This window comes from Zavarzinia sp. CC-PAN008, assembly GCF_051903925.1.
Classification (GTDB): Bacteria; Pseudomonadota; Alphaproteobacteria; order Zavarziniales; family Zavarziniaceae.
The window spans coordinates 4777980-4794913 of the sequence record NZ_CP173678.1 but is presented as its reverse complement, the minus strand read 5'-3'; the positions used below and the strand labels follow the sequence as shown (position 1 = coordinate 4794913).

The 16934-nt window shown below is 71.7% G+C and carries 19 protein-coding genes and 1 tRNA gene; 7 read left to right on the top strand and 13 right to left on the bottom strand.

Annotated elements, in window-relative coordinates; genetic code table 11:
* Position 1 precedes the first annotated feature (1 nt).
* Complete coding sequence (folD, locus tag ACI6GS_RS22225) at positions 2-889, bottom strand: bifunctional methylenetetrahydrofolate dehydrogenase/methenyltetrahydrofolate cyclohydrolase FolD (RefSeq protein WP_439815663.1); 888 nt, start codon at positions 887-889, stop codon at positions 2-4.
* Positions 886-1167 (bottom strand): DUF167 domain-containing protein, encoded by a 282-nt coding sequence (locus ACI6GS_RS22220; protein WP_439817998.1) that lies wholly within the window; start codon positions 1165-1167, stop codon positions 886-888. The genes folD and ACI6GS_RS22220 overlap by 4 nt, the downstream gene beginning before the upstream one ends.
* Between ACI6GS_RS22220 and ACI6GS_RS22215 the strand changes: the two genes are divergently transcribed.
* Positions 1090-1308: a hypothetical protein gene (locus tag ACI6GS_RS22215; protein WP_439815662.1), complete on the top strand. Its 219-nt coding sequence runs from the start codon at positions 1090-1092 to the stop codon at positions 1306-1308. The two genes, ACI6GS_RS22220 and ACI6GS_RS22215, sit on opposite strands and share 78 nt — an antisense overlap.
* On the opposite strand, the gene ACI6GS_RS22210 is transcribed toward ACI6GS_RS22215, so the two are convergent.
* Positions 1272-1574 (bottom strand): YggT family protein, encoded by a 303-nt coding sequence (locus tag ACI6GS_RS22210; RefSeq protein ID WP_439815661.1) that lies wholly within the window; start codon positions 1572-1574, stop codon positions 1272-1274. The two genes, ACI6GS_RS22215 and ACI6GS_RS22210, sit on opposite strands and share 37 nt — an antisense overlap.
* A 213-nt stretch (positions 1575-1787) precedes the next feature.
* On the opposite strand from ACI6GS_RS22210, the gene ACI6GS_RS22205 reads away from it, so the two are divergent.
* A tRNA-Ala gene (locus ACI6GS_RS22205) sits at positions 1788-1863 on the top strand.
* Positions 1864-1976: 113 nt separating this feature from the next.
* Here the strand turns inward: ACI6GS_RS22205 and ACI6GS_RS22200 are convergent.
* The 4 genes from ACI6GS_RS22200 to ACI6GS_RS22185 all read right to left on the bottom strand — a co-directional run bounded on the left by ACI6GS_RS22200 (position 1977) and on the right by ACI6GS_RS22185 (position 4996).
* The gene (locus ACI6GS_RS22200) at positions 1977-3011 is read right to left on the bottom strand and encodes a phosphotransferase family protein (protein ID WP_439815660.1); all 1035 of its coding nucleotides are present in this window, start codon (positions 3009-3011) and stop codon (positions 1977-1979) included.
* 89 nt (positions 3012-3100) lie between these two features.
* On the bottom strand, positions 3101-3511 hold the full coding sequence (locus tag ACI6GS_RS22195) for a DUF2177 family protein (RefSeq protein WP_439815659.1): 411 nt from the start codon (positions 3509-3511) through the stop codon (positions 3101-3103).
* A 22-nt stretch (positions 3512-3533) separates the two neighbouring features.
* Positions 3534-4199, bottom strand: coding sequence for a ChrR family anti-sigma-E factor (locus tag ACI6GS_RS22190; protein ID WP_439815658.1), 666 nt, complete (start codon positions 4197-4199; stop codon positions 3534-3536).
* The gene (locus ACI6GS_RS22185; protein ID WP_439815657.1) at positions 4196-4996 is read right to left on the bottom strand and encodes a sigma-70 family RNA polymerase sigma factor; all 801 of its coding nucleotides are present in this window, start codon (positions 4994-4996) and stop codon (positions 4196-4198) included. Before ACI6GS_RS22185 ends, ACI6GS_RS22190 begins: the two co-directional genes overlap by 4 nt.
* Positions 4997-5169: 173 nt before the next feature.
* Between ACI6GS_RS22185 and ACI6GS_RS22180 the strand changes: the two genes are divergently transcribed.
* The 3 genes from ACI6GS_RS22180 to ACI6GS_RS22170 are packed head-to-tail and all read left to right on the top strand — an operon-like array spanning position 5170 to position 8611.
* Positions 5170-6549, top strand: coding sequence for an NAD(P)/FAD-dependent oxidoreductase (locus ACI6GS_RS22180; protein ID WP_439815656.1), 1380 nt, complete (start codon positions 5170-5172; stop codon positions 6547-6549).
* A 5-nt stretch (positions 6550-6554) separates the two neighbouring features.
* Positions 6555-7397: a DUF1365 domain-containing protein gene (locus ACI6GS_RS22175; RefSeq protein ID WP_439815655.1), complete on the top strand. Its 843-nt coding sequence runs from the start codon at positions 6555-6557 to the stop codon at positions 7395-7397.
* On the top strand, positions 7394-8611 hold the full coding sequence (locus ACI6GS_RS22170) for a class I SAM-dependent methyltransferase (protein ID WP_439815654.1): 1218 nt from the start codon (positions 7394-7396) through the stop codon (positions 8609-8611). Before ACI6GS_RS22175 ends, ACI6GS_RS22170 begins: the two co-directional genes overlap by 4 nt.
* A 15-nt stretch (positions 8612-8626) precedes the next feature.
* On the opposite strand, the gene ACI6GS_RS22165 is transcribed toward ACI6GS_RS22170, so the two are convergent.
* The 6 genes from ACI6GS_RS22165 to ACI6GS_RS22140 all read right to left on the bottom strand — a co-directional run bounded on the left by ACI6GS_RS22165 (position 8627) and on the right by ACI6GS_RS22140 (position 15528).
* The gene (locus ACI6GS_RS22165) at positions 8627-12016 is read right to left on the bottom strand and encodes a DEAD/DEAH box helicase (RefSeq protein WP_439815653.1); all 3390 of its coding nucleotides are present in this window, start codon (positions 12014-12016) and stop codon (positions 8627-8629) included.
* Between the two features lie 11 nt (positions 12017-12027).
* Positions 12028-12903, bottom strand: coding sequence for a pantoate--beta-alanine ligase (gene panC / locus ACI6GS_RS22160; protein WP_439815652.1), 876 nt, complete (start codon positions 12901-12903; stop codon positions 12028-12030).
* A 427-nt stretch (positions 12904-13330) separates the two neighbouring features.
* Positions 13331-14512, bottom strand: a complete 1182-nt coding sequence (locus ACI6GS_RS22155) for an acyl-CoA dehydrogenase family protein (RefSeq protein ID WP_439815651.1) — start codon at positions 14510-14512, stop codon at positions 13331-13333.
* The gene (locus ACI6GS_RS22150) at positions 14509-15006 is read right to left on the bottom strand and encodes a hypothetical protein (RefSeq protein ID WP_439815650.1); all 498 of its coding nucleotides are present in this window, start codon (positions 15004-15006) and stop codon (positions 14509-14511) included. Before ACI6GS_RS22150 ends, ACI6GS_RS22155 begins: the two co-directional genes overlap by 4 nt.
* A complete protein-coding gene (locus tag ACI6GS_RS22145) occupies positions 15003-15215 on the bottom strand; it encodes a hypothetical protein (protein ID WP_439815649.1) in 213 nt (70 codons plus the stop codon). Before ACI6GS_RS22145 ends, ACI6GS_RS22150 begins: the two co-directional genes overlap by 4 nt.
* Before the next feature lie 118 nt (positions 15216-15333).
* Positions 15334-15528: a hypothetical protein gene (locus ACI6GS_RS22140; RefSeq protein ID WP_439815648.1), complete on the bottom strand. Its 195-nt coding sequence runs from the start codon at positions 15526-15528 to the stop codon at positions 15334-15336.
* Between the two features lie 254 nt (positions 15529-15782).
* Between ACI6GS_RS22140 and ACI6GS_RS22135 the strand changes: the two genes are divergently transcribed.
* Both ACI6GS_RS22135 and ACI6GS_RS22130 read left to right on the top strand, forming a co-directional pair.
* Positions 15783-16247, top strand: a complete 465-nt coding sequence (locus tag ACI6GS_RS22135; protein WP_439815647.1) for a hypothetical protein — start codon at positions 15783-15785, stop codon at positions 16245-16247.
* A gap of 131 nt (positions 16248-16378) precedes the next feature.
* The gene (locus ACI6GS_RS22130) at positions 16379-16882 is read left to right on the top strand and encodes a hypothetical protein (RefSeq protein WP_439815646.1); all 504 of its coding nucleotides are present in this window, start codon (positions 16379-16381) and stop codon (positions 16880-16882) included.
* Positions 16883-16934 lie beyond the last annotated feature (52 nt).

The window sequence follows — 16934 nt, the reverse complement described above, 5'->3', positions numbered from 1 at the left end:
CTCAGTCGAAGCGCGGTTCGTCCAGGCCGGCCTGGCGGCAGGCCGCGGTGACGGTGTTGGCCAGCAGACAGGCGATCGTCATCGGCCCCACGCCCCCCGGCACGGGGGTGATGGCGCCCGCCACCTGCACCGCCTCGGCGAAGCAGACATCGCCGATCAGGCGGGTCTTGCCATCGCCCTGCTCAATCCGGTTGACGCCCACGTCGATCACGACGGCGCCCGGCTTGATCCAGTCGCCGCGGATCAGTTCGGGCCTGCCCACGGCCGCCACCAGGATGTCGCCCTGCCGGCATTCGGCGGGCAGGTCACGGGTGCGCGAATGCGCGACCGTCACCGTGCAGTTCTCGCGCAGCAGCAGCTGCGCCATGGGCCGCCCGACGATGTTGGAGCGGCCGACGACCACCGCCTTGCGACCCGACAGGTCGCCCAGGCGGTCCTTCAGCAGCATCAGGCAGCCCAGCGGGGTGCAGGGCACCATCGCTGCCTGGCCCGTGGCCAGCAGGCCGGCATTCAGGATGTGGAAGCCGTCGACATCCTTCGCCACGCTGATCGCGGCCAGGACCATCGCCTCGCGGATGTGCTTGGGCAAGGGCAGTTGCACCAGGATGCCGTGCACCGCCGGATCGCGGTTCAGGCGCCCGACCAGGGCCAGCAGCTCCTCCTCGGTCGTCGTCTCGGGCAGGACATGCTGGAAGCTGGCCATGCCGGCGGCCAGCGTCTCCCGCGCCTTGGACCGGACATAGACCTCGCTTGCGGGATCGCTGCCGACCAGCACCACCGCCAGGCCGGGCTTCAGCCCGGACGGGGCCAGGTCCGCCACCCGCGCGCCGATGCGCTGGCGCAGGGCCGCCGCGAAGGCCTTGCCGTCGATCACCGATGCCGTGCTCATGATCCCGTCCCGGCCGTGCCTGCTGCGACGGACCCGCGACCGTCGTTTGCCGGGCTGGTAGCCCATCCCCGAAGGGTCCGCAAGAGCGCGGGCGCCGCGCCGTCGATGCGCACCGTCTTGGTCCGCGACGCCGCACCCGACTCAACCCGCACCGCGCCGCCCGGGACACCGAACGCGTCGGCCAGCAGGCGGCACAGCGCATGGTTGGCGCGGCCCTTCTCCGGCGCTTCCGCCACCCGGGCGCGCAGGACGCAACGCCCGGCGGCATCGCTGGCCAGCCCGTCGATGCGGGCGGTCCCGCCCTTGGGCGTCAGGCGGACCGCCAGCAGGATGCCGCCGTCGACGACGCGGGCACCCAGCGCGGCGGGATCGGCGTCGCCGCTCAGAATCCGGCGCCCACCATGGCCGGCGCCATGTAGCGCACGATCAGCATCTGCAGGAACCAGATGCCCAGGAACACCACGATGGGCGACAGGTCCAGGCCGCCCATGTTGGGCAGAAGGTTGCGGATCGGCCGCAGGACCGGCTCGGTCAGGCGGTACAACACCTCGCCGATGGTGCGGACGACATTGTTGCGCGAATTGACGACGTTGAACGCGACCAGCCAGCTCAGCACGATGGTGGCGATCAGGATCCAGGAATAGATGTCGAGGACCGCAAGAATCAGGGTCGTGAACGGATCCATAAGCCAACCGCCTCGGGTTTCGGGTTGTCGTCATGTAGGCAATGCGGACCGCACTGGCAAGCTGGGGCGCCCGGCCGGCGCGGCACTGTGGTCCAGGCCCTAATCCAGGCCAAAGTCCCCGCTTGACAGGGCGGGCCGCCAGAAGCAATGTGCGCGCCGCATCGGCACCGGCCGTCCCGCCAGGGATGGCCGGGCAGGCCGGACCCCGGTTTCGGGGCTGTAGCTCAGTTGGGAGAGCGCCTCGTTCGCAATGAGGAGGTCAGCGGTTCGATTCCGCTCAGCTCCACCAGTCGGAACCCCGGAAGATCACCGATCTTCCGGGGTTTTTCTTTGGCCGCGGGGGTGTGGCATCCGCCCGGGATACCCCCCGCATCCTGGAGCAGGGGCTGCTGCCCCGACGATCTAGAGTCGCGCCACCGCTTCTGCGGCAAGCGTCAGGTTCTGGTCGACACGGCCGCGCAGCTCGTTCAGGTCGATGCCCTCGGCGCTCTTCTTGCCGGCCATGTAGCGGGCATAGACGCCATGGATGATCGCGGCCGTCTTCCAGCGGTTGAAGCCGACATAGTAGTCAAGCGCCGACAGGTCGCGGCCCGTGCGCTCCGCATAGCGCCGCGCCAGCGCGCTGCGCGCAGGAAAGCCGGGAACGGAGGTCGCGGTGCCCGGCGTGGCCGCGTGGCTGTCCGACGGATCGGGCCAGGGATTCAGGGCATAGGCGAGGTCAGCCAGCGGATCGCCCAGGGTGGAGATTTCCCAGTCCACCACCGCCGCGATCACATGGTTGGGCCCGGTCAGGCAGTTGTGCAGGCCATAGTCGCCATGCACCACGCGGATCGGCCCCTGGTCGGGAATGTTGTCCAGGAAAAAGCGCTGCAGGTCGTGTGCGCGGGGATCGTCATATTGGGCCGGCTCGATCGAGGCGGTCCACGACTGGTACCAGGTCTTGAGCTGCCGGCCCACATAGCTGTCGCGCTTGCCCAGGTCGCCCAGGCCGACGGCGTCCGGGTCGACCGAATGCAGGTCGGCCAGGACGTCGATGAAGGAATGCGCCAGCTTGACCCGCTCGCTCTCGGGCACCAGGCGGTTGGTATCGTCGGCGGTATAGAGCGGCTTGCCGTCGACATGGCTCATCACATAGAAGCGCTGCCCCGTGACGGCCATGTCCTCGCAGAAGCCAAGCGCCTGCGGCACCGGCACCGGCGTGGGGCTGAGGGCGGAGATCAGCGCCCATTCGCGACCCATGTCGTGCGCCTTGGGCAGCAGTTCGCCCAGCGGCGGCCGCCGGATCACGGCGCGGCGCCCCTGCGCATCGGTCAGCATGTAGGTCAGGTTGGAATGCCCGCCTTCCAGCCGGTGCCAGTCCAGCGGTGGCGTCAGGCTGGGAACGTTTGCTGCGATCCAGGCCTCCACGGCCTGCTTGTCATATCCAGGGGTTTGCATTGCTCGCACGGCTTCTAGTGGCGTCTCCGGCGCACACCATAGGGGCATGCGTCCCCTGCGTCAGCCACCGCGCTCGGGCGAGCGACGGGTCAGGCGGGCGGATGGATCGCCCGGGTGACGAAGAAGCCGATGGTGGCGGCGGTGGCCGTCAGCAACGTGCCCCAGGCCATGTCGATCACCGTCACCGTGACCGACCAGCCGCGCAGGGTCGACAGGTTGGTCATGTCATAGGTGCCATAGGCCGCAAAGCCGAACAGCGCGCCCATCATCAGCGCGTGGGTCCAGGCGCCGCGATCGAGCGCCGGCACCACGACCAGCGCCGTGACCGCCACGGCATAGATCAGGTAGAAGCCCCCCGCCGCCGCGATGTTGGGCTGCTCCAGCAGGAGGTTGCCCAGGCGCGGGCGATAGATCGCGCCCGACGCCCAGTTCAGCCAGACGAAATCGATGGCGAGGAACGGGATCGCCGTCGCGAGATAGGCAACCAGGCTGCGGCTCATCGGCGTGATCCCCCTTGGGCTCTCAGATCCTCAACACCGGCTGCAGCAGGCGCGGCAGCCAGTCGCGGAAACGCAGCGGCGCATCCGTCACCGCCAGGCAGATGAAGTCCTCGCCCGGCTCCGCCACCGGCTGATGCTGCACCGATTCGTCGGACTGCTCGATATCGCCGCGGGCAAAGCACTGGCTGCCATCGCGGAAGCGCCCGCGCAGGACCAGCGTCAGCTCCAGCCCCCGATGGCCATGTTCCGGCACCGCGGCCCCGGCCGCGATGCGCAGCAGGCGGCAGGTGGTGCCGGAGTCACCGGTCGGGATGCGGATCTCGGCCACCTGTCCGCCCAGCTTGCGCCAGGTCGGACGGCCCAGCCGCTCCAGGTAGCCGCGCAGCGGTTCCGGATAGAGCATCGGGTCCTCGACCCCCGCTGCCGGCCGGACGGGGTGCGAGCCGGCAGGCTTCGGCCGAGCCACGCGGGCCAGGACGCTGTCCAGCGCGCCCGGCGCCACCGCCGCGTCGTCCAGCGTCTCCAGCAGGGCGCCGCCCACCGCTTCGGCCGCGCGCAGGCGGTCGCGGCAGGCGGGGCACAGCGCCACGTGGGTTGCCACCGCCAGGCTCCAGCCCTCGCCCAGAGAACCGGCGGCATAGCTCATCAGCAGGTCGTCGCTGACGTGATGGTGCACGCCTGCGGTCATGGCCGGGCCTCCTCGCCCAGGATGCGCCGCAACTTGCCGAAGGCCAGGCGCAGGCGCGACTTGACGGTGCCGAGCGGCACGCCAAGGCGCTCGGCGATCAGGCTGTGCGACAGGTCCTCGTAGAACGACAGGCGGACCACCGCCTGCTCCGCCTCGCTCAGGCTCGACAGGGCGTGACTCACCATGCCTGCCTCCTGCGCGCGCTGCAGGGTCGTGTCGCCCGCAGGCTCGGGCTCCGGCAGCAGGACGGGGTCGGCGGGGTCGATCTCGGGATGGCGTTCGCGGCGGAAGGCATCGATTCGCAGGTTGCGGGCAATTCGGAAGATCCAGGTGGCGGGGGCGGCCTTGGCCGGGTCGAACAGGTGGGCCTTGCGCCAGACAAGGACCATCGTCTCCTGCATCAGTTCCTCGGCCCGGGTTGCGTCACCCTGCTGGCGCAGGAGGTAGCTTTTGACGCGCGGCGCGAAGTGCCGGAACAGCGTCTCGAACGCCTCGCGGTCCTGGCTGAGCGCGACCGCCTGGAGGCAGGCGATATGCTGCGCGGCGATGGCCGCGGCGGGTTGGACGGCCACGGGCGGGCCCGGCGGGCGCATGCCGGCGAGGTCGTCCGCGCTGGGATCCTGGGCCCGCACGTCCGGGCCGCTTCCCGCGTTGCTGTCCGGCTGGTCTGCCGGGGCTGTCATCAGGCCCTTGCTCCGTGCACCGTTGCTCGCCCGCGGCGGCAGGCGTCCGCCTTGTGCCGCCCGCAGGATGCGGGTGCCAGAATGGCCGTCCAGGGTCAGGGTCGCCAGCGTCATGCACAGCAATACGGCGGCCCGGGGCGGCCTGGATCATCGCCGCGTGGTGCATCGTGCCTGCCGCGGTCGGGACCCCGATCGCGCCACAGCGTGAACCAGTTGTGGACAGCGGCCGTAGGAATGGAACAATCCCGCAGCGCAGTGAGGTGCACTGCCTTGGAGGCTGCCCGACCGTGCCCGATGGATACCTGGAGCAATCCGACCGCAGCCTTCGGATTGCCGTGGTCGGCAGCGGGATCGCCGGTCTTTCGGCCGCTTGGCTCCTCAGCAGCCGCCACCGCGTCACCCTGTTCGAGCAGGACTCCCGGCCCGGCGGCCACGCCCACACGGTCGACGTGCCGGGGCCGCGCGGAACGATCGCGGTCGATACCGGCTTCATCGTCTACAACGAACCGAACTATCCGAACCTATCGGCGCTGTACCGCCACCTGGGCGTGCCGACCCGGCCGTCGACCATGTCGTTCTCGGCCAGCGTCGGCGCCAACGGTGCGCTGGAATATTCCAGCGTCGACCTGAATCGCCTGTTCGGCCAGCGCCGCAACCTGTTGCGCCCGCGCTTCTGGCGCATGCTGCGCGACATCCTGCGCTTCTCGCGCGAGGGGTTGGCCCTGGCGGGGCCCGATGGCAGCGCCGCCGACGCGGCGGTGCTGGACCTCAGCCTGGGCGAGTATCTCGACCGCGAGGGCTATTCGCAGGCGTTCATCAGCGACCACATCCTGCCCATCAGCGCCGCCATCTGGTCGACCGCGCCGGAGGCGGTGCGCGCCTATCCGCTGGCCTCGTTCCTGCGCTTCTTCGCCAGCCACGGCCTGCTGAACGTGACCCGGCGGCCGGCCTGGCGCACGGTCGACGGCGGCAGCCGGCTGGGCGTGCAGGCCTTGCTGAAGCCGGTGCAGGATGTCCGCCTGGGCCAGCCGGTCCGGCGCATCACGCGACCCTGGGACAGCGATGCCCGTGTCTATGTCGAGACTGATGCCTCCGGGACGGAGGCCTTCGATGCCGTCGTGATCGCCGCCCATGCCGACCAGGCCCTGGCCATGCTGGGCGATGCCGACACGGCCGAGCGCCAGGTCCTGGGTGCCTTCCACTACACGCCGAACGAGGCCGTGCTGCACAGCGACGCCAGCCTGATGCCGCGGCGGCGGCGCGTGTGGTCCAGCTGGAACTTCTGCAGCACGGGCGATGCCCGCGACCGGGTCAACGTCACCTACTGGATGAACTGCCTGCAGTCGCTTGACCCGGCCGTGCCCCTGTTCGTGTCGCTGAACCCGATGCGCCAGCCCCGTCCGGAGACGGTGCTGGGCCGCTTCAGCTACAGCCATCCGTTCTACGACGCCGGCGCGCTGCAGGCGCAAGGCGCGCTGTGCCAGATCCAGGGCCTGCGCCGGACCTGGTTCTGCGGCAGCTATTTCGGCTATGGCTTCCACGAGGACGCGCTGCAGTCCGGCCTGGCGGTGGCTGAACTTGCCGGCAATGTGCGCCGACCCTGGACGGTCGCGGCCGAATCGGGGCGCATTCCCCCCATGACGCTGCCGACCCGTATCGCCGGTTGACCCGCGTGGCGCCACGGACGGCCAGCGCCGACGGGCGCGCGCGCTTGGCTGCATCCGGCCTCTATGCCGGCCTCGTCGTCCATGCGCGCACCCGGCCGCGGCGTCACGCGCTGCGCCACGGGGTCTTCTCGCTGCTGCTGGACCTGGACGAGCTCGCCGACCTGGACCGCGGCCTGCGCCTGTTCGGACACAACCGGCGGGCGCTGTTCGGCCTGCACGACAGCGACCATGGCGATGGCGGCCCGCTCCGCCCCTGGGTCGAGGCGCAGGCCCGCGCCGCCGGCATCGACCTGGGCGGTGGGCGCGTTCGCCTGCTCTGCTATCCGCGCATCCTGGGCTATGTGTTCAACCCGCTCAGCGTCTATTTCTGCGACGACGCGCATGGTCGCCTGGCCGCCATCCTGTACGAGGTGCACAACACCTATGGCGAGCGGCACACCTATGTGATCCCGGTCGCGGCGGATGACGGCGCGGATGCCGCCGCCTCTGTCCGCCAGGCCTGCGACAAGGCCTTTCACGTCTCGCCGTTCATCGACCGCACCATGCGCTACCGCTTCCGGATCGTGCCGCCGGGCGAGCGGGTGGCGGTCGGCATCCAGGTCGACGACGCGGAGGGGACGCTGCTGTCCGCGACGTTCCAGGGCCGCCGGCGGCCGCTGGACGACCGCGCCCTGGCCTGGGCGTTCCTGCGCTATCCGTTGATGACGCTGAAGGTCACCGCCGCGATCCATTGGCACGCGCTGCGCCTGTGGCTCAAGGGGGTGCGCTTCCTGCCCCACGCTGCGGCCGCGGCGCCCGTGGCCCGCACCATCGTCGCCGTTCCAGATCCCGAGGGCCGTAACGCATGAGCAGTCTTGAGGCCGCCCCGCAATCCGCCAAGCGCCGCCGCTCGCTGCTGCAGCGGATCGCCATCGGCTGGGCCGAGCGGGCGGAGAAGGGCAGCCTGACCCTGGTCTTTGCCGACGGCACCCAGCATGTCTTCGCCACGGCGACCCAGGGGCCGGACGCGGTGATCCGGCTGCACCGCGACGCCGCGGTATGGCGGGTGCTGACCGGGGGCGAACTGGGCCTGGCCGAGGCCTTCATGGACGGTGACTGGTCGACGCCGGACCTCTACCAGGTCCTGGCCTTTGGCTATGCCAACGAGCATGTCCTGGCCGGCGCGCTGCGCGCCTCGCCCCTGGTCGGCGTGGCCAGCCGGCTGTGGCATCGCCTGCACGCCAACACCCGGGCCGGCGCGCGCCGCAACATCGCGCATCACTATGACCTGGGCAACGCGTTCTATGCCCTGTGGCTCGACCGCTCGATGACCTATTCGGCCGCCGTCTTCGCCGCGCCGGACGAGGCGCTGGAGGCGGCGCAGGCCCGCAAGTACGACCGCATCATCCAGCACCTGGGCATCCGCCCCGGCGACAGGGTGCTGGAGATCGGCTGCGGCTGGGGCGGCTTCGCCGAGCGCGCGGCCCGCGCCGGTGCGCGTGTCACGGGCCTGACCCTGTCGCGCGAGCAGGCGGAGTTCGCCCGTCGCCGCATGGCCGAGGCCGGAGTCGGGGACCAGGTGGAGATCGCCCTGACCGACTATCGCGACGTCGCCGGGACCTTCGACCACGTCGTTTCGATCGAGATGTTCGAGGCGGTGGGCGAGGCGAACTGGCCGACCTATTTCAATGTCGTGCGCGAGCGCCTGCGCCCCGGCGGGCGGGCGATGCTGCAGGTGATCACGGTCGACGACGGCCGCTTCGCGACCTATCGCCGGCAGGTCGACTTCATCCAGCGCTACATCTTCCCGGGCGGCATGCTGCCGTCGCCCCGCGCGCTGGAGGGGGCGGTGACGCGGGCGGGTCTGCGCCTGGCGCAGCAGCACTGGTTCGGCATCGACTATGCCGAGACGCTGGACCGCTGGCATCACGCCTTCCAGGCGCAATGGGAGCGCATCGCCCCGCTGGGCTTCGACGAGCGCTTCCGCCGCATGTGGGCCTATTACCTCAAGGGCTGCGAGGCCGCCTTCCGCGCCCAGGCGACCGACGTAGGCCAGTTCCTGATTGAACGCCCGGCATCCTGAGCCTGGCCGCCCGGGTCAGGCGGCAACCGCCTCCGGCTGCGGCTTGCGGCTGCGCGGGCGGGACCGGCGCGGGGCAGGTGCTGCGGCGATCCGGTCCAGCAACGCATTCGCATGGGCCAGGGCGTCGGGCGGCGGGCATTCCCGCAGCAGCACGCGCTCACCGCTGATGGTGGCCCCCTGGTCCAGCCGCGCCGCCAGGTCGGCCAGGGCCTGGGCCGTGCGCTGGGGTGGCGCCAGCGCCGTCGCGGCCGGGCCCAGCACCAGTTCGGCGACCCCCAGGGTGCGCGCACGGACGCGGACCCGGGCCACGTCGAGCAGGGTTTCGACCGCGTCCGGCGCGCTGCCGAAGCGGTCCTCGATCTCGGCCCGCAGGTCGTCCAGTTCCGCCTCGCCGCGGCACCGGGCCAGGCGGCGGTGCAGGCCGATGCGCAACTCTGCTTCCGGCACATAGTCCAGCGGGATCGTCTGGCGCAGCCCCAGGACCAGCTCTGGCCGCCAGTCGGCGATCTGCTCCCCGCGCAGGCGGCGCACCGCGCGCGACAGCAGGTCCTGCAGCAGTTCCGTGCCCACTTCCGAGGCATGGCCCGACTGTTCCTCTCCGAACAGCACGCCTGCCCCGCGCAACTCCATGTCCAGGGCAGCGATCGCGAAGCCGCCGCCCAGGCTCTCGATGACCTCCAGCGCCTGCAGCCGCTTGGCCGCAACCTCGCCCAGCGGCTCGCCCGGGCGCGTCAGCAGGTAGCAGAAGGCCTGCGCGGCACCGCGCCCCACCCGGCCCCGCAATTGATGCAGCTGGGCCAGGCCGAAGAGTTCTGGGCGGTGGACCAGCATGGTGTTGGCGCGCGGGATGTCGATGCCCGACTCGACGATGGCAGTGGCGACCAGGACGTCCGCGTCCCCTTGCGCGAAAGCCAGGATGGCGTCGTCCAGCGCCTTGCCCAGGCGGCCATGGGCCTGGACCACGCGGGCCTCCGGCACCGCATGGCGAACGGCGGCCTCGACCTCGTCCAGGTCTTCGATGCGGGGGCAGATGACGAAGCTCTGCCCGCCGCGGCGCAGTTCGCGGCCCAGTGCCTCGGCCAGGATGGCGGGGCCCTCCTCCACGATCAGGGTGCGCACCGGGCGTCGCCGTGCCGGCGGCGTATCGATGATGCTGAGGTCGCGCAAGCCGGCCAGCGCGCCCTGCAGCGTGCGCGGGATGGGCGTGGCGCTCAGCGTCAGGACGTGCCGTCCGCGCCGCAGCGCGGCCAGGGCCGCCTTGTGCCGGGCGCCGAAGCGCTGTTCCTCGTCGATCACGACCAGGGCCAGGCGGGCGAATTGCAGGCCCTTGGCGAACAGGGCGTGGGTGCCGACCACGACATCGACAGTGCCGTCGGCAAGGCCCTGGCGCACGGCGTCGGCGTCCGCGCGGCCATCGCGCCCGGTCAGGCCGGCGACCGTCAGGCCCAGCGGCGCCAGGCGCGCGCGAAAGCTGGCCAGGTGCTGGCGCGCCAGCACCGTCGTGGGGGCCAGGATCGCGACCTGCGCGCCGGCCAGGGCGGCGGCGCCGGTGGCACGGATCGCCACCTCCGTCTTGCCATAGCCGACATCGCCGACCACCAGCCGGTCCATCGGGCGGCCGGCCTCCAGGTCCCTCAGCGTGGCCTCGATCGCCGCGCGCTGGCCGGCCGTCGGCTCGAACTTGAAGCTGCGGGCCAGGCGGGCCATGGCGGGTCGCGGGGGTTGCAGGACGGCTGCGTCGGCGCGGGCGCGGGCCCTGGCCTCGCGCACCAGGCGGCGTGCGACCTTGTCCACGTCGGCCTCAAGCTCGGCGCGGCGGTCCTCCCAGCCGCTGCCGTGCAGGCGGTCGGGCGCGCGCCCCGAATCGGCGGAGCCATGGCGCCAGACGCGGTCCAGCTCCGACGCAGGGACCAGCAGGCGGTCGCCGCCCGCATATTCCAGGACCAGCGAATCCTCGGGCAGCGTCTCGCAGGCCGCCTCCAGGCCGCGCACGATGCCGATGCCATGGTCCAAGTGGACGGCGCGATCCCCCTCGGCCAGATCGGTCTGGACCAGCAGTCCATGCGGCGTGCCGACCTCTTCCGCGCTGGTGGCGCTGCCTTGCGCGATCACCGCCCAGCCCGGCAGGTCGAAACCCTCCGCCAGGGCCAGCGGCAGGACCGCGACGGCGCCGGGCGCCAGGGCGTCGTCGGCCGGCCAGCTGTCCAGCACGGTCGCCGGCGCCAGGCCGGCCGCCGCAGCGGCCCGCGCCACGCGCGGCGCGGCGCCGGGATCGCCGGCCGCAAGGATCACCCGGCAGCCCTGTGCGGCGAGCTGGGCCGCCCGGCGCACAGCCGCCGGGATGCTGGCCAGGCGCGGCGCGGCGTCCGCCGCCGTGCCCTCCGCCAGGGCCAGGCCGGGATGCGCGGCGAGTGCTGCCTCCAGCAGGTCCAGCGGCAGGGTCAGCAGGCGCCGCGCGGCATGCCGCAAGGGGCGCAGCGCATCGCGCACCGCCGGGCCCAGCTCAAGCTCCAGCACTTCCGCCGCCTGGGCCGCGGCCTCGGCCAGGGCCCCCTCCGCCCCGGCGTCGCGCACGACGAACGCGCCGGGCAACAGGTCGGGCAGGCTGGCCACGGGCTGGTGCAGCAGGGGGAACAGCGCGCTGAGCGAGCCGCGGTCGCGGGCGATCGCCACGACCTCCTCCGCCCGCTCGCGGGCCATGCCCTGCTCGGCCAGGCGCTCGGCCAGCTGGGCGCGCTGCGCCGGGCTGAAGGGCGGTTCGCTGACCGGCGCCAGGGTGACGCTGTCGACCTCCAGGCGCGAGCGCTGGGTCACGGGGTCATAGCGGCGGATGGCCTGGATCCGGCCCTCCGCCAGGTCCAGCCGACAGGGCAGGGTGGCGGCCCCGGGATGCACGTCCAGCGTCGCCGCGCGCAGCGCGAACTCGCCCACCTCGTCCACCCGCCCGTCCGAGAAATAGCCGGCCTGGTCCAGCCAGGCGCGCAGGGCAATCTCGTCCAGCGCCGCCCCGACGCGCAGGGTCAGGCAGGCATCGTCCCACGCGTCGGGCGGTGGCAGGGCCTGCAACGCCGCCGCGGCGGAGGCCAGGACCAGCCGGCCCGTGGGCGCCGCCGGCTGCTGCGCCAGGGTCGCCAGGACGGCGGCGCGCTGGCCCACGATACCGCGTGACGGGGCGGCTCCATCGCCGGGCTGGCAGTCCCAGGGTGGCAGGTGCAGGACCTCCACGGCGGGCGCCAGCGCACGCACCGCCTGGGCCAGGCGCCCGGCGCGCCCGGCGCTCCGGGTGATGGTCAGGACCTGGCCATGCTTGCGCACGGCCTGGGCCAGCAGAAGCGCCGTCGCCCCCTCGCTCAAGGGAGCGCTGGGGTCGGGGCCCGTGAGTCCGGTCGCCCTGTTTCCTGTCACGCTGTCTCCGATCAGGTCGTCCCGTCGCGTCCGGGCTCCACCGGCCAATTGTCGATCAGGCGCGTGGTTCCCAGATAGGCCGCCGCCAGCACACGCGCAGGAGCCGTGACCCGCTCGACCGGGTCCAGCGTGGCCGCGTCGCGCACCTCGACATACTGGACGGGATCGAAGCCCGCCTGCGTCAGGGCGGCGACGGTGTCGCCCAGGACGGCCTCCGCCGGCTCGCCCCGTGCCAGGCGGGCACATGCGGCCTTCAAGGCGGTGGGCAGTGCGACCGCGCGGGCCCGCTGCTCCGCCGACAGATAGGCATTGCGCGACGACAGGGCCAGGCCGTCGGCCTCCCGCACGGTCGGCACGCCCAGGATCTGCACGGGGATGTTGAGGTCGCGCGCCAGCGCCTGGATCACCTTCAGCTGCTGGAAGTCCTTCTCACCGAACAAGGCGAAGTCGGGCAGGGCCTGCAGCAGCAGCTTGGTGACGATGGTCGCGACACCCTGGAAATGGCCCGGCCGGAACGTGCCGCACAGACCCTGTGAGACATGGTCGACGCGGACGATGGTCTCCGCTCCTGGCGGGTACATCTCCGCCACCGTCGGGGCAAAGACCAGGTCGGCATGCGCCTCCGCCAGCAGGGCGGCATCGGCCGCTTCCTGCCGGGGATAGCGGGACAGGTCCTCGTTGGGACCGAACTGGGTCGGGTTCACGAAGATCGAGACGACGACCCGCGCGGCGCGGCGGCGCGCCTCGTGCACCAGGGCGATGTGACCGGCATGCAGCGCGCCCATGGTCGGCACCAGGGCGACGCTCGCCCCCTGGGCCCGGAACCCGGCGACGGCACGGCGCAGGTCGGCGACCGAGCGGACGATCGGCAGGGGGGAATTGTCCATTGTTGTCCTGGCGTTCCTCTGGTCCTGGCTTGATAGCCCAATGCCGACCGATCTCAAGCCGAAACTGGCCGGACGGCCGCCTTGCGATGCGCGGGCCTTGCGGTGGCGCGCGGTTCAGGCACGCTTGGCCGGTCGGCACCGGCCGGGCGCGCGCGGGATTGCGGGTCCGCCGACGCCGGCCGGGATCGCGCACGCGGCTGCGCGCACGACCCCGTCATCTGGTCCCGTCACGAACATCGCACTGCAAGGGAGGACTGGAATGGCAAAGACACCCAAGGCCGGCGCGAAGCCGGCCCCGGCCGAGACAACCAAGACCAAGGGTGCCGCCAAGGGGCCCAGCGGCGGCAAGAAGAAATAGAAACGGCATCGCCCGCCGGCCCCGGTCCTGGCCGGGCCGGCGGGCTTTTGCGCCAGACCGCCAGCGCGGTCAGACCCCCAGCGCGGCGCGGCCGGCGGTGCGCAGGATCGTGTCGTCCTGTGGCGTGTGGATCTGGCCGCACAGCACATCGCGCAGGTGACGCTCCAGCGGGTTGGCGCGGGTCAGGCCGGGATTGCCGATCAGGCTGATCGCCGTCTGCACGATCTCGATCGCGTTGCGCGTGGCGGTCATCTTGGCCAGGCCCACATCGGCCAGTGCGGTGCCGAACCCGGTCTCCTCTGCCTCGCGCAGGGTGCTCCAGACCGTGCGCCGGGCCGCGTTGCGCAGGGCCTCTATGCGGCCGACCTCGTCCTGGATGCGCGGCACCGTGTTCAGCGGCGCGCCCAGTCCCGTCGGGATGCGCGTCGCCAGGTAGGTGACCAGCCAATCGCGCGCGGCTTCCGCGATCCCCAGGTACAGCGCGCCCAGCACCAGGCCGTACCATGCCCCCTGCGCCGGGTCGGGCTTGGCCCAGGCGGCGGGCGGGCGCACGTCGACGGCGTGGTCGAGCGGTACCCGCACATCCTCCAGGATCAGGTCGTGGCTTTCGGTCCCGCGCATGCCCAGGTGATCCCAGGTCTCGACGAAGCGCAGGCCAGCGCTGTTGCCGGGGACCAGGAACTGGCCCACGCGCACCGGGTTCTCGTCCGTCCGGGCCCAGACGGCGATCCAGCCCAGGGCGCGGCCGCCCGTGGTGTAGCGCTTGTGCCCCGTGATGGACCAGCCGTCGCCGACGCGGGTGGCGACGGTGCCGGGCAGGCCGCCACGGGACGGGCTGCCCAGCTCGGGCTCGACCCGGGCGGAGTTCAGCAGGCCGATCGCCGGCGCCCCGCTGCGGGCCGCGCGGGCATAGACCGCGGCAGGCCAGGCCGCGCGGGTCCCACCGAACAGGCCATGATGGATCAGGTGCATGCCGTAGATCAGGCCGGTCGCGGCACAGGCACGCGCCACGCGGTTGGTGGCGCGTGCCGCAGCCTCGATCCCCAGGCCCCAGCCGCCCAGCGCCCGCGGTACGGTCAGCAGCAGCCAGCCACCGGCGCCCAGCTCCGCCAGGTTCTCCTCAGGCAGGGAGCCGGCGCGGTCCGTTGCCTCTGCCCGCAGCGCGAAGCGCTCCGCCAGGTCGTCCAGGGCGGCCCAGTCCGGGCCGGCGCCCAGGTCTGCGGGCGGATCGGTCAGTGTCGCGTCACTCAATGGGGGGGAAGCCAATGCGCCCAGGTCTCCATGCGATGCTGCCGCAACGCGGTCAGCGCAAGGTCCAGAGCCTGGGCCGGGATGTGCTCCGCGATCAAGTCCCGGATGCCGTCGACCAGCGCGGCGGGCGGCGCTGCGGCCCCGTCCAGCTTCCACGCGGCATAGGCGATGGCCAGCGGCAGCCCTTGCGCCGGGTCCGCCCACCTGAAGGGCAGCGCCTCGTGATCGGCCAGCGCGGTGGCCTGCGGCCCGGCCAGCGGGCAGCGTCGCCTCAGGTTGGCCGAGATCATCACGGCACCCAGGGCGCCTTCATAGATCTCCGCCGCCGCGCAATGGCGCCCGGCCAGCGTGCGCGCCGCAAAGGCAAAGACCTGCAGCAGGTGGCGCCGCCCGCCGCACGGATCGGGAAGGTCGTCGACCAGGCCGGCATGGACCCTGGCAAGATGGTCCAGGCCGGCTTGCGTCGTCGCCGCGGGCGGCGCCGGTCTGTTCATGGCCGTGCGGTCCCGCTGCGGGCGGCCGGCGGCGCTGCCACCACGGCAAACCGGCGCACCGCGCGCTCAGCCTGCTGCAGCGACCGGAAATACTGGCCGTCCAGGGCGAAGAACGGTTCGTTCGAGGCATAGAAGCGCACCCCCGTGCGCTCCCGCGCGACCAGGCCCGCGGCCTTGCCAGAGAGTTCGATGAGGTTGATGTCGGACATGGAGACTGGATCCCAAGCATTGAGGCAACGGCGCGCCGCGCCAGACAGGTCGAAGCAATTCAGACGGCGAAGGGACCGCGTCGACATCGCCCCGGTCGCCGGCGTTGCGGCTCCATGGTCAGATCCCGGGTGCGGTCGGCGGCGCCACCAGGGCGGCCGCGCCTTCGTCCCCGCCCTCCGTGCCACGCGGCGCGATGCCGTCCAGCAGCAGCAGCGACGTGCCGGTCAGGAACTCGCTGGCCAGCAGGCCGGCCACCAGCGTTTCCAGCCCGGCGCCATGGGTGAGGCTGGTCCACCAGGTTCGAGGGTTCATTGAACGCATCCTGAGGTGTTGTACTCAGATATGAGATCATTTTTGCGGTTCAAGGGCGCATGAATTGGATTTGTACATGAAACAATAGTTGATTGAGCGCTTTGTCGGCGCAGGTGTCACAGGCGGTGTGACGGCGGTTGCATCATTGTTGTTGCTCCTGCACCGCCGCGGTGCCTGTGACGGCTGCACCTGCCAGCGGCCGGCGGGCGCCCCCATCTGCGGTCCAGGACAGGCCACAGCCAGGGAATGCGACAATGATCGACGCGCAACAGAGCACGCAGCCAAGCCGGCGGACACTTTTTGCGGTGCTGGCCGTCCTGCTCGCCGGCGGCGCGGCCCTGGCACCAGCCCGGGCGCAGATGGGCGGCAACCCGCTGGTCGGCGTATGGAGCACCACGACCTATCTCTCGGACGGATCGCCCTATCTCAGCTTCTTCGTCAGCTATGGCCCGGACGGCAGCGTGCAGCAGCGCACGATCGGCCCGGCGGGCCAGAACGACGTCTTTGGCCGCTACCAGCTCTCGGCCGACGGGCAATACCTGCAGACGGTTTTCCTGGATTATGAGCCGAAGCAGCTCTGCTCCTCCGGGTTCTGCAACCCCCTGCCGCCGCCGGGCTATTTGAACCAGACCCTGACGACGCCGATCCAGTTCCAGGGACCCAATCGCATGCAGACGCAGGACGCCTCCGGCCCCATGCTGTGGGTGCGTCAGCAATAGTGCCACTGGGCAGGTGACAGTCCACGGACGGAACTGCTAACGATCCAGGGAGTTGTGCTGCGCGCAAGGCGGCAGGCGGGTCTGCAGCACCCGCCGTTGTCATGGTTTGCGCGTGTTACGGGAGTGGGGCGATGGATCGGGTTCGAAGTGGCGGCCGCCCGGCGACCCTGGCCCTTGTCGCGCTGCTGGCGACCGCAGGGCCCGTGGCCCCCGCTGTCGCCCAGCTGCAGGGTCAGATGCAGGGACAGGTCCTGGGCCAGTTGCCGCCGGCCCAGGCCGTGGCCAATCCGCTGGTCGGCATCTGGACCAGCAACGTACCGGGCATAGGCGGGCAGCCGCCGCGCGTCGAGATCGTCGTCTTTGCCCCCGATGGTCGGGTCCAGCATCGCGTGGTGGGTCAGAACGGCCAGGCCGACATGTTCGGCCGCTACCGCGTCTCGCCCGACGGTCGCTTCCTTCAGACGATGTTCACCGACTTCGCGCCAAAGACCACCTGCACCGTGTCGTTCTGCGGGCCGGCGCCCACGCCAGAGAACCTGTTCCGCCAGTTCGATCTGCCCGTCACGTTCCAGGGCACCGACCGGATGCAGGTCGAGACGCCCGATGGCGTCCGCGTCTGGACCCGCCGCCGCTAGGCCGGCGTCCGCGTCCACGGGGACAAGACACCGCCCGCGACCGCCTCTAGAC

Bases quoted from the DNA above. Each gene is read 5' to 3' on its own strand.
- folD (WP_439815663.1), bottom strand. From the start codon at position 889: ATGAGCACGGCATCGGTGATCGACGGCAAGGCCTTCGCGGCGGCCCTG.
- ACI6GS_RS22215 (WP_439815662.1), top strand. From the start codon at position 1,090: ATGGTTGGCGCGGCCCTTCTCCGGCGCTTCCGCCACCCGGGCGCGCAG.
- ACI6GS_RS22210 (WP_439815661.1), bottom strand. From the start codon at position 1,574: ATGGATCCGTTCACGACCCTGATTCTTGCGGTCCTCGACATCTATTCC.
- ACI6GS_RS22200 (WP_439815660.1), bottom strand. From the start codon at position 3,011: ATGCAAACCCCTGGATATGACAAGCAGGCCGTGGAGGCCTGGATCGCA.
- ACI6GS_RS22195 (WP_439815659.1), bottom strand. From the start codon at position 3,511: ATGAGCCGCAGCCTGGTTGCCTATCTCGCGACGGCGATCCCGTTCCTC.
- ACI6GS_RS22190 (WP_439815658.1), bottom strand. From the start codon at position 4,199: ATGACCGCAGGCGTGCACCATCACGTCAGCGACGACCTGCTGATGAGC.
- ACI6GS_RS22185 (WP_439815657.1), bottom strand. From the start codon at position 4,996: ATGACGCTGGCGACCCTGACCCTGGACGGCCATTCTGGCACCCGCATC.
- ACI6GS_RS22170 (WP_439815654.1), top strand. From the start codon at position 7,394: ATGAGCAGTCTTGAGGCCGCCCCGCAATCCGCCAAGCGCCGCCGCTCG.
- panC (WP_439815652.1), bottom strand. From the start codon at position 12,903: ATGGACAATTCCCCCCTGCCGATCGTCCGCTCGGTCGCCGACCTGCGC.
- ACI6GS_RS22150 (WP_439815650.1), bottom strand. From the start codon at position 15,006: ATGAACAGACCGGCGCCGCCCGCGGCGACGACGCAAGCCGGCCTGGAC.
- ACI6GS_RS22145 (WP_439815649.1), bottom strand. From the start codon at position 15,215: ATGTCCGACATCAACCTCATCGAACTCTCTGGCAAGGCCGCGGGCCTG.
- ACI6GS_RS22140 (WP_439815648.1), bottom strand. From the start codon at position 15,528: ATGAACCCTCGAACCTGGTGGACCAGCCTCACCCATGGCGCCGGGCTG.
- ACI6GS_RS22135 (WP_439815647.1), top strand. From the start codon at position 15,783: ATGATCGACGCGCAACAGAGCACGCAGCCAAGCCGGCGGACACTTTTT.
- ACI6GS_RS22130 (WP_439815646.1), top strand. From the start codon at position 16,379: ATGGATCGGGTTCGAAGTGGCGGCCGCCCGGCGACCCTGGCCCTTGTC.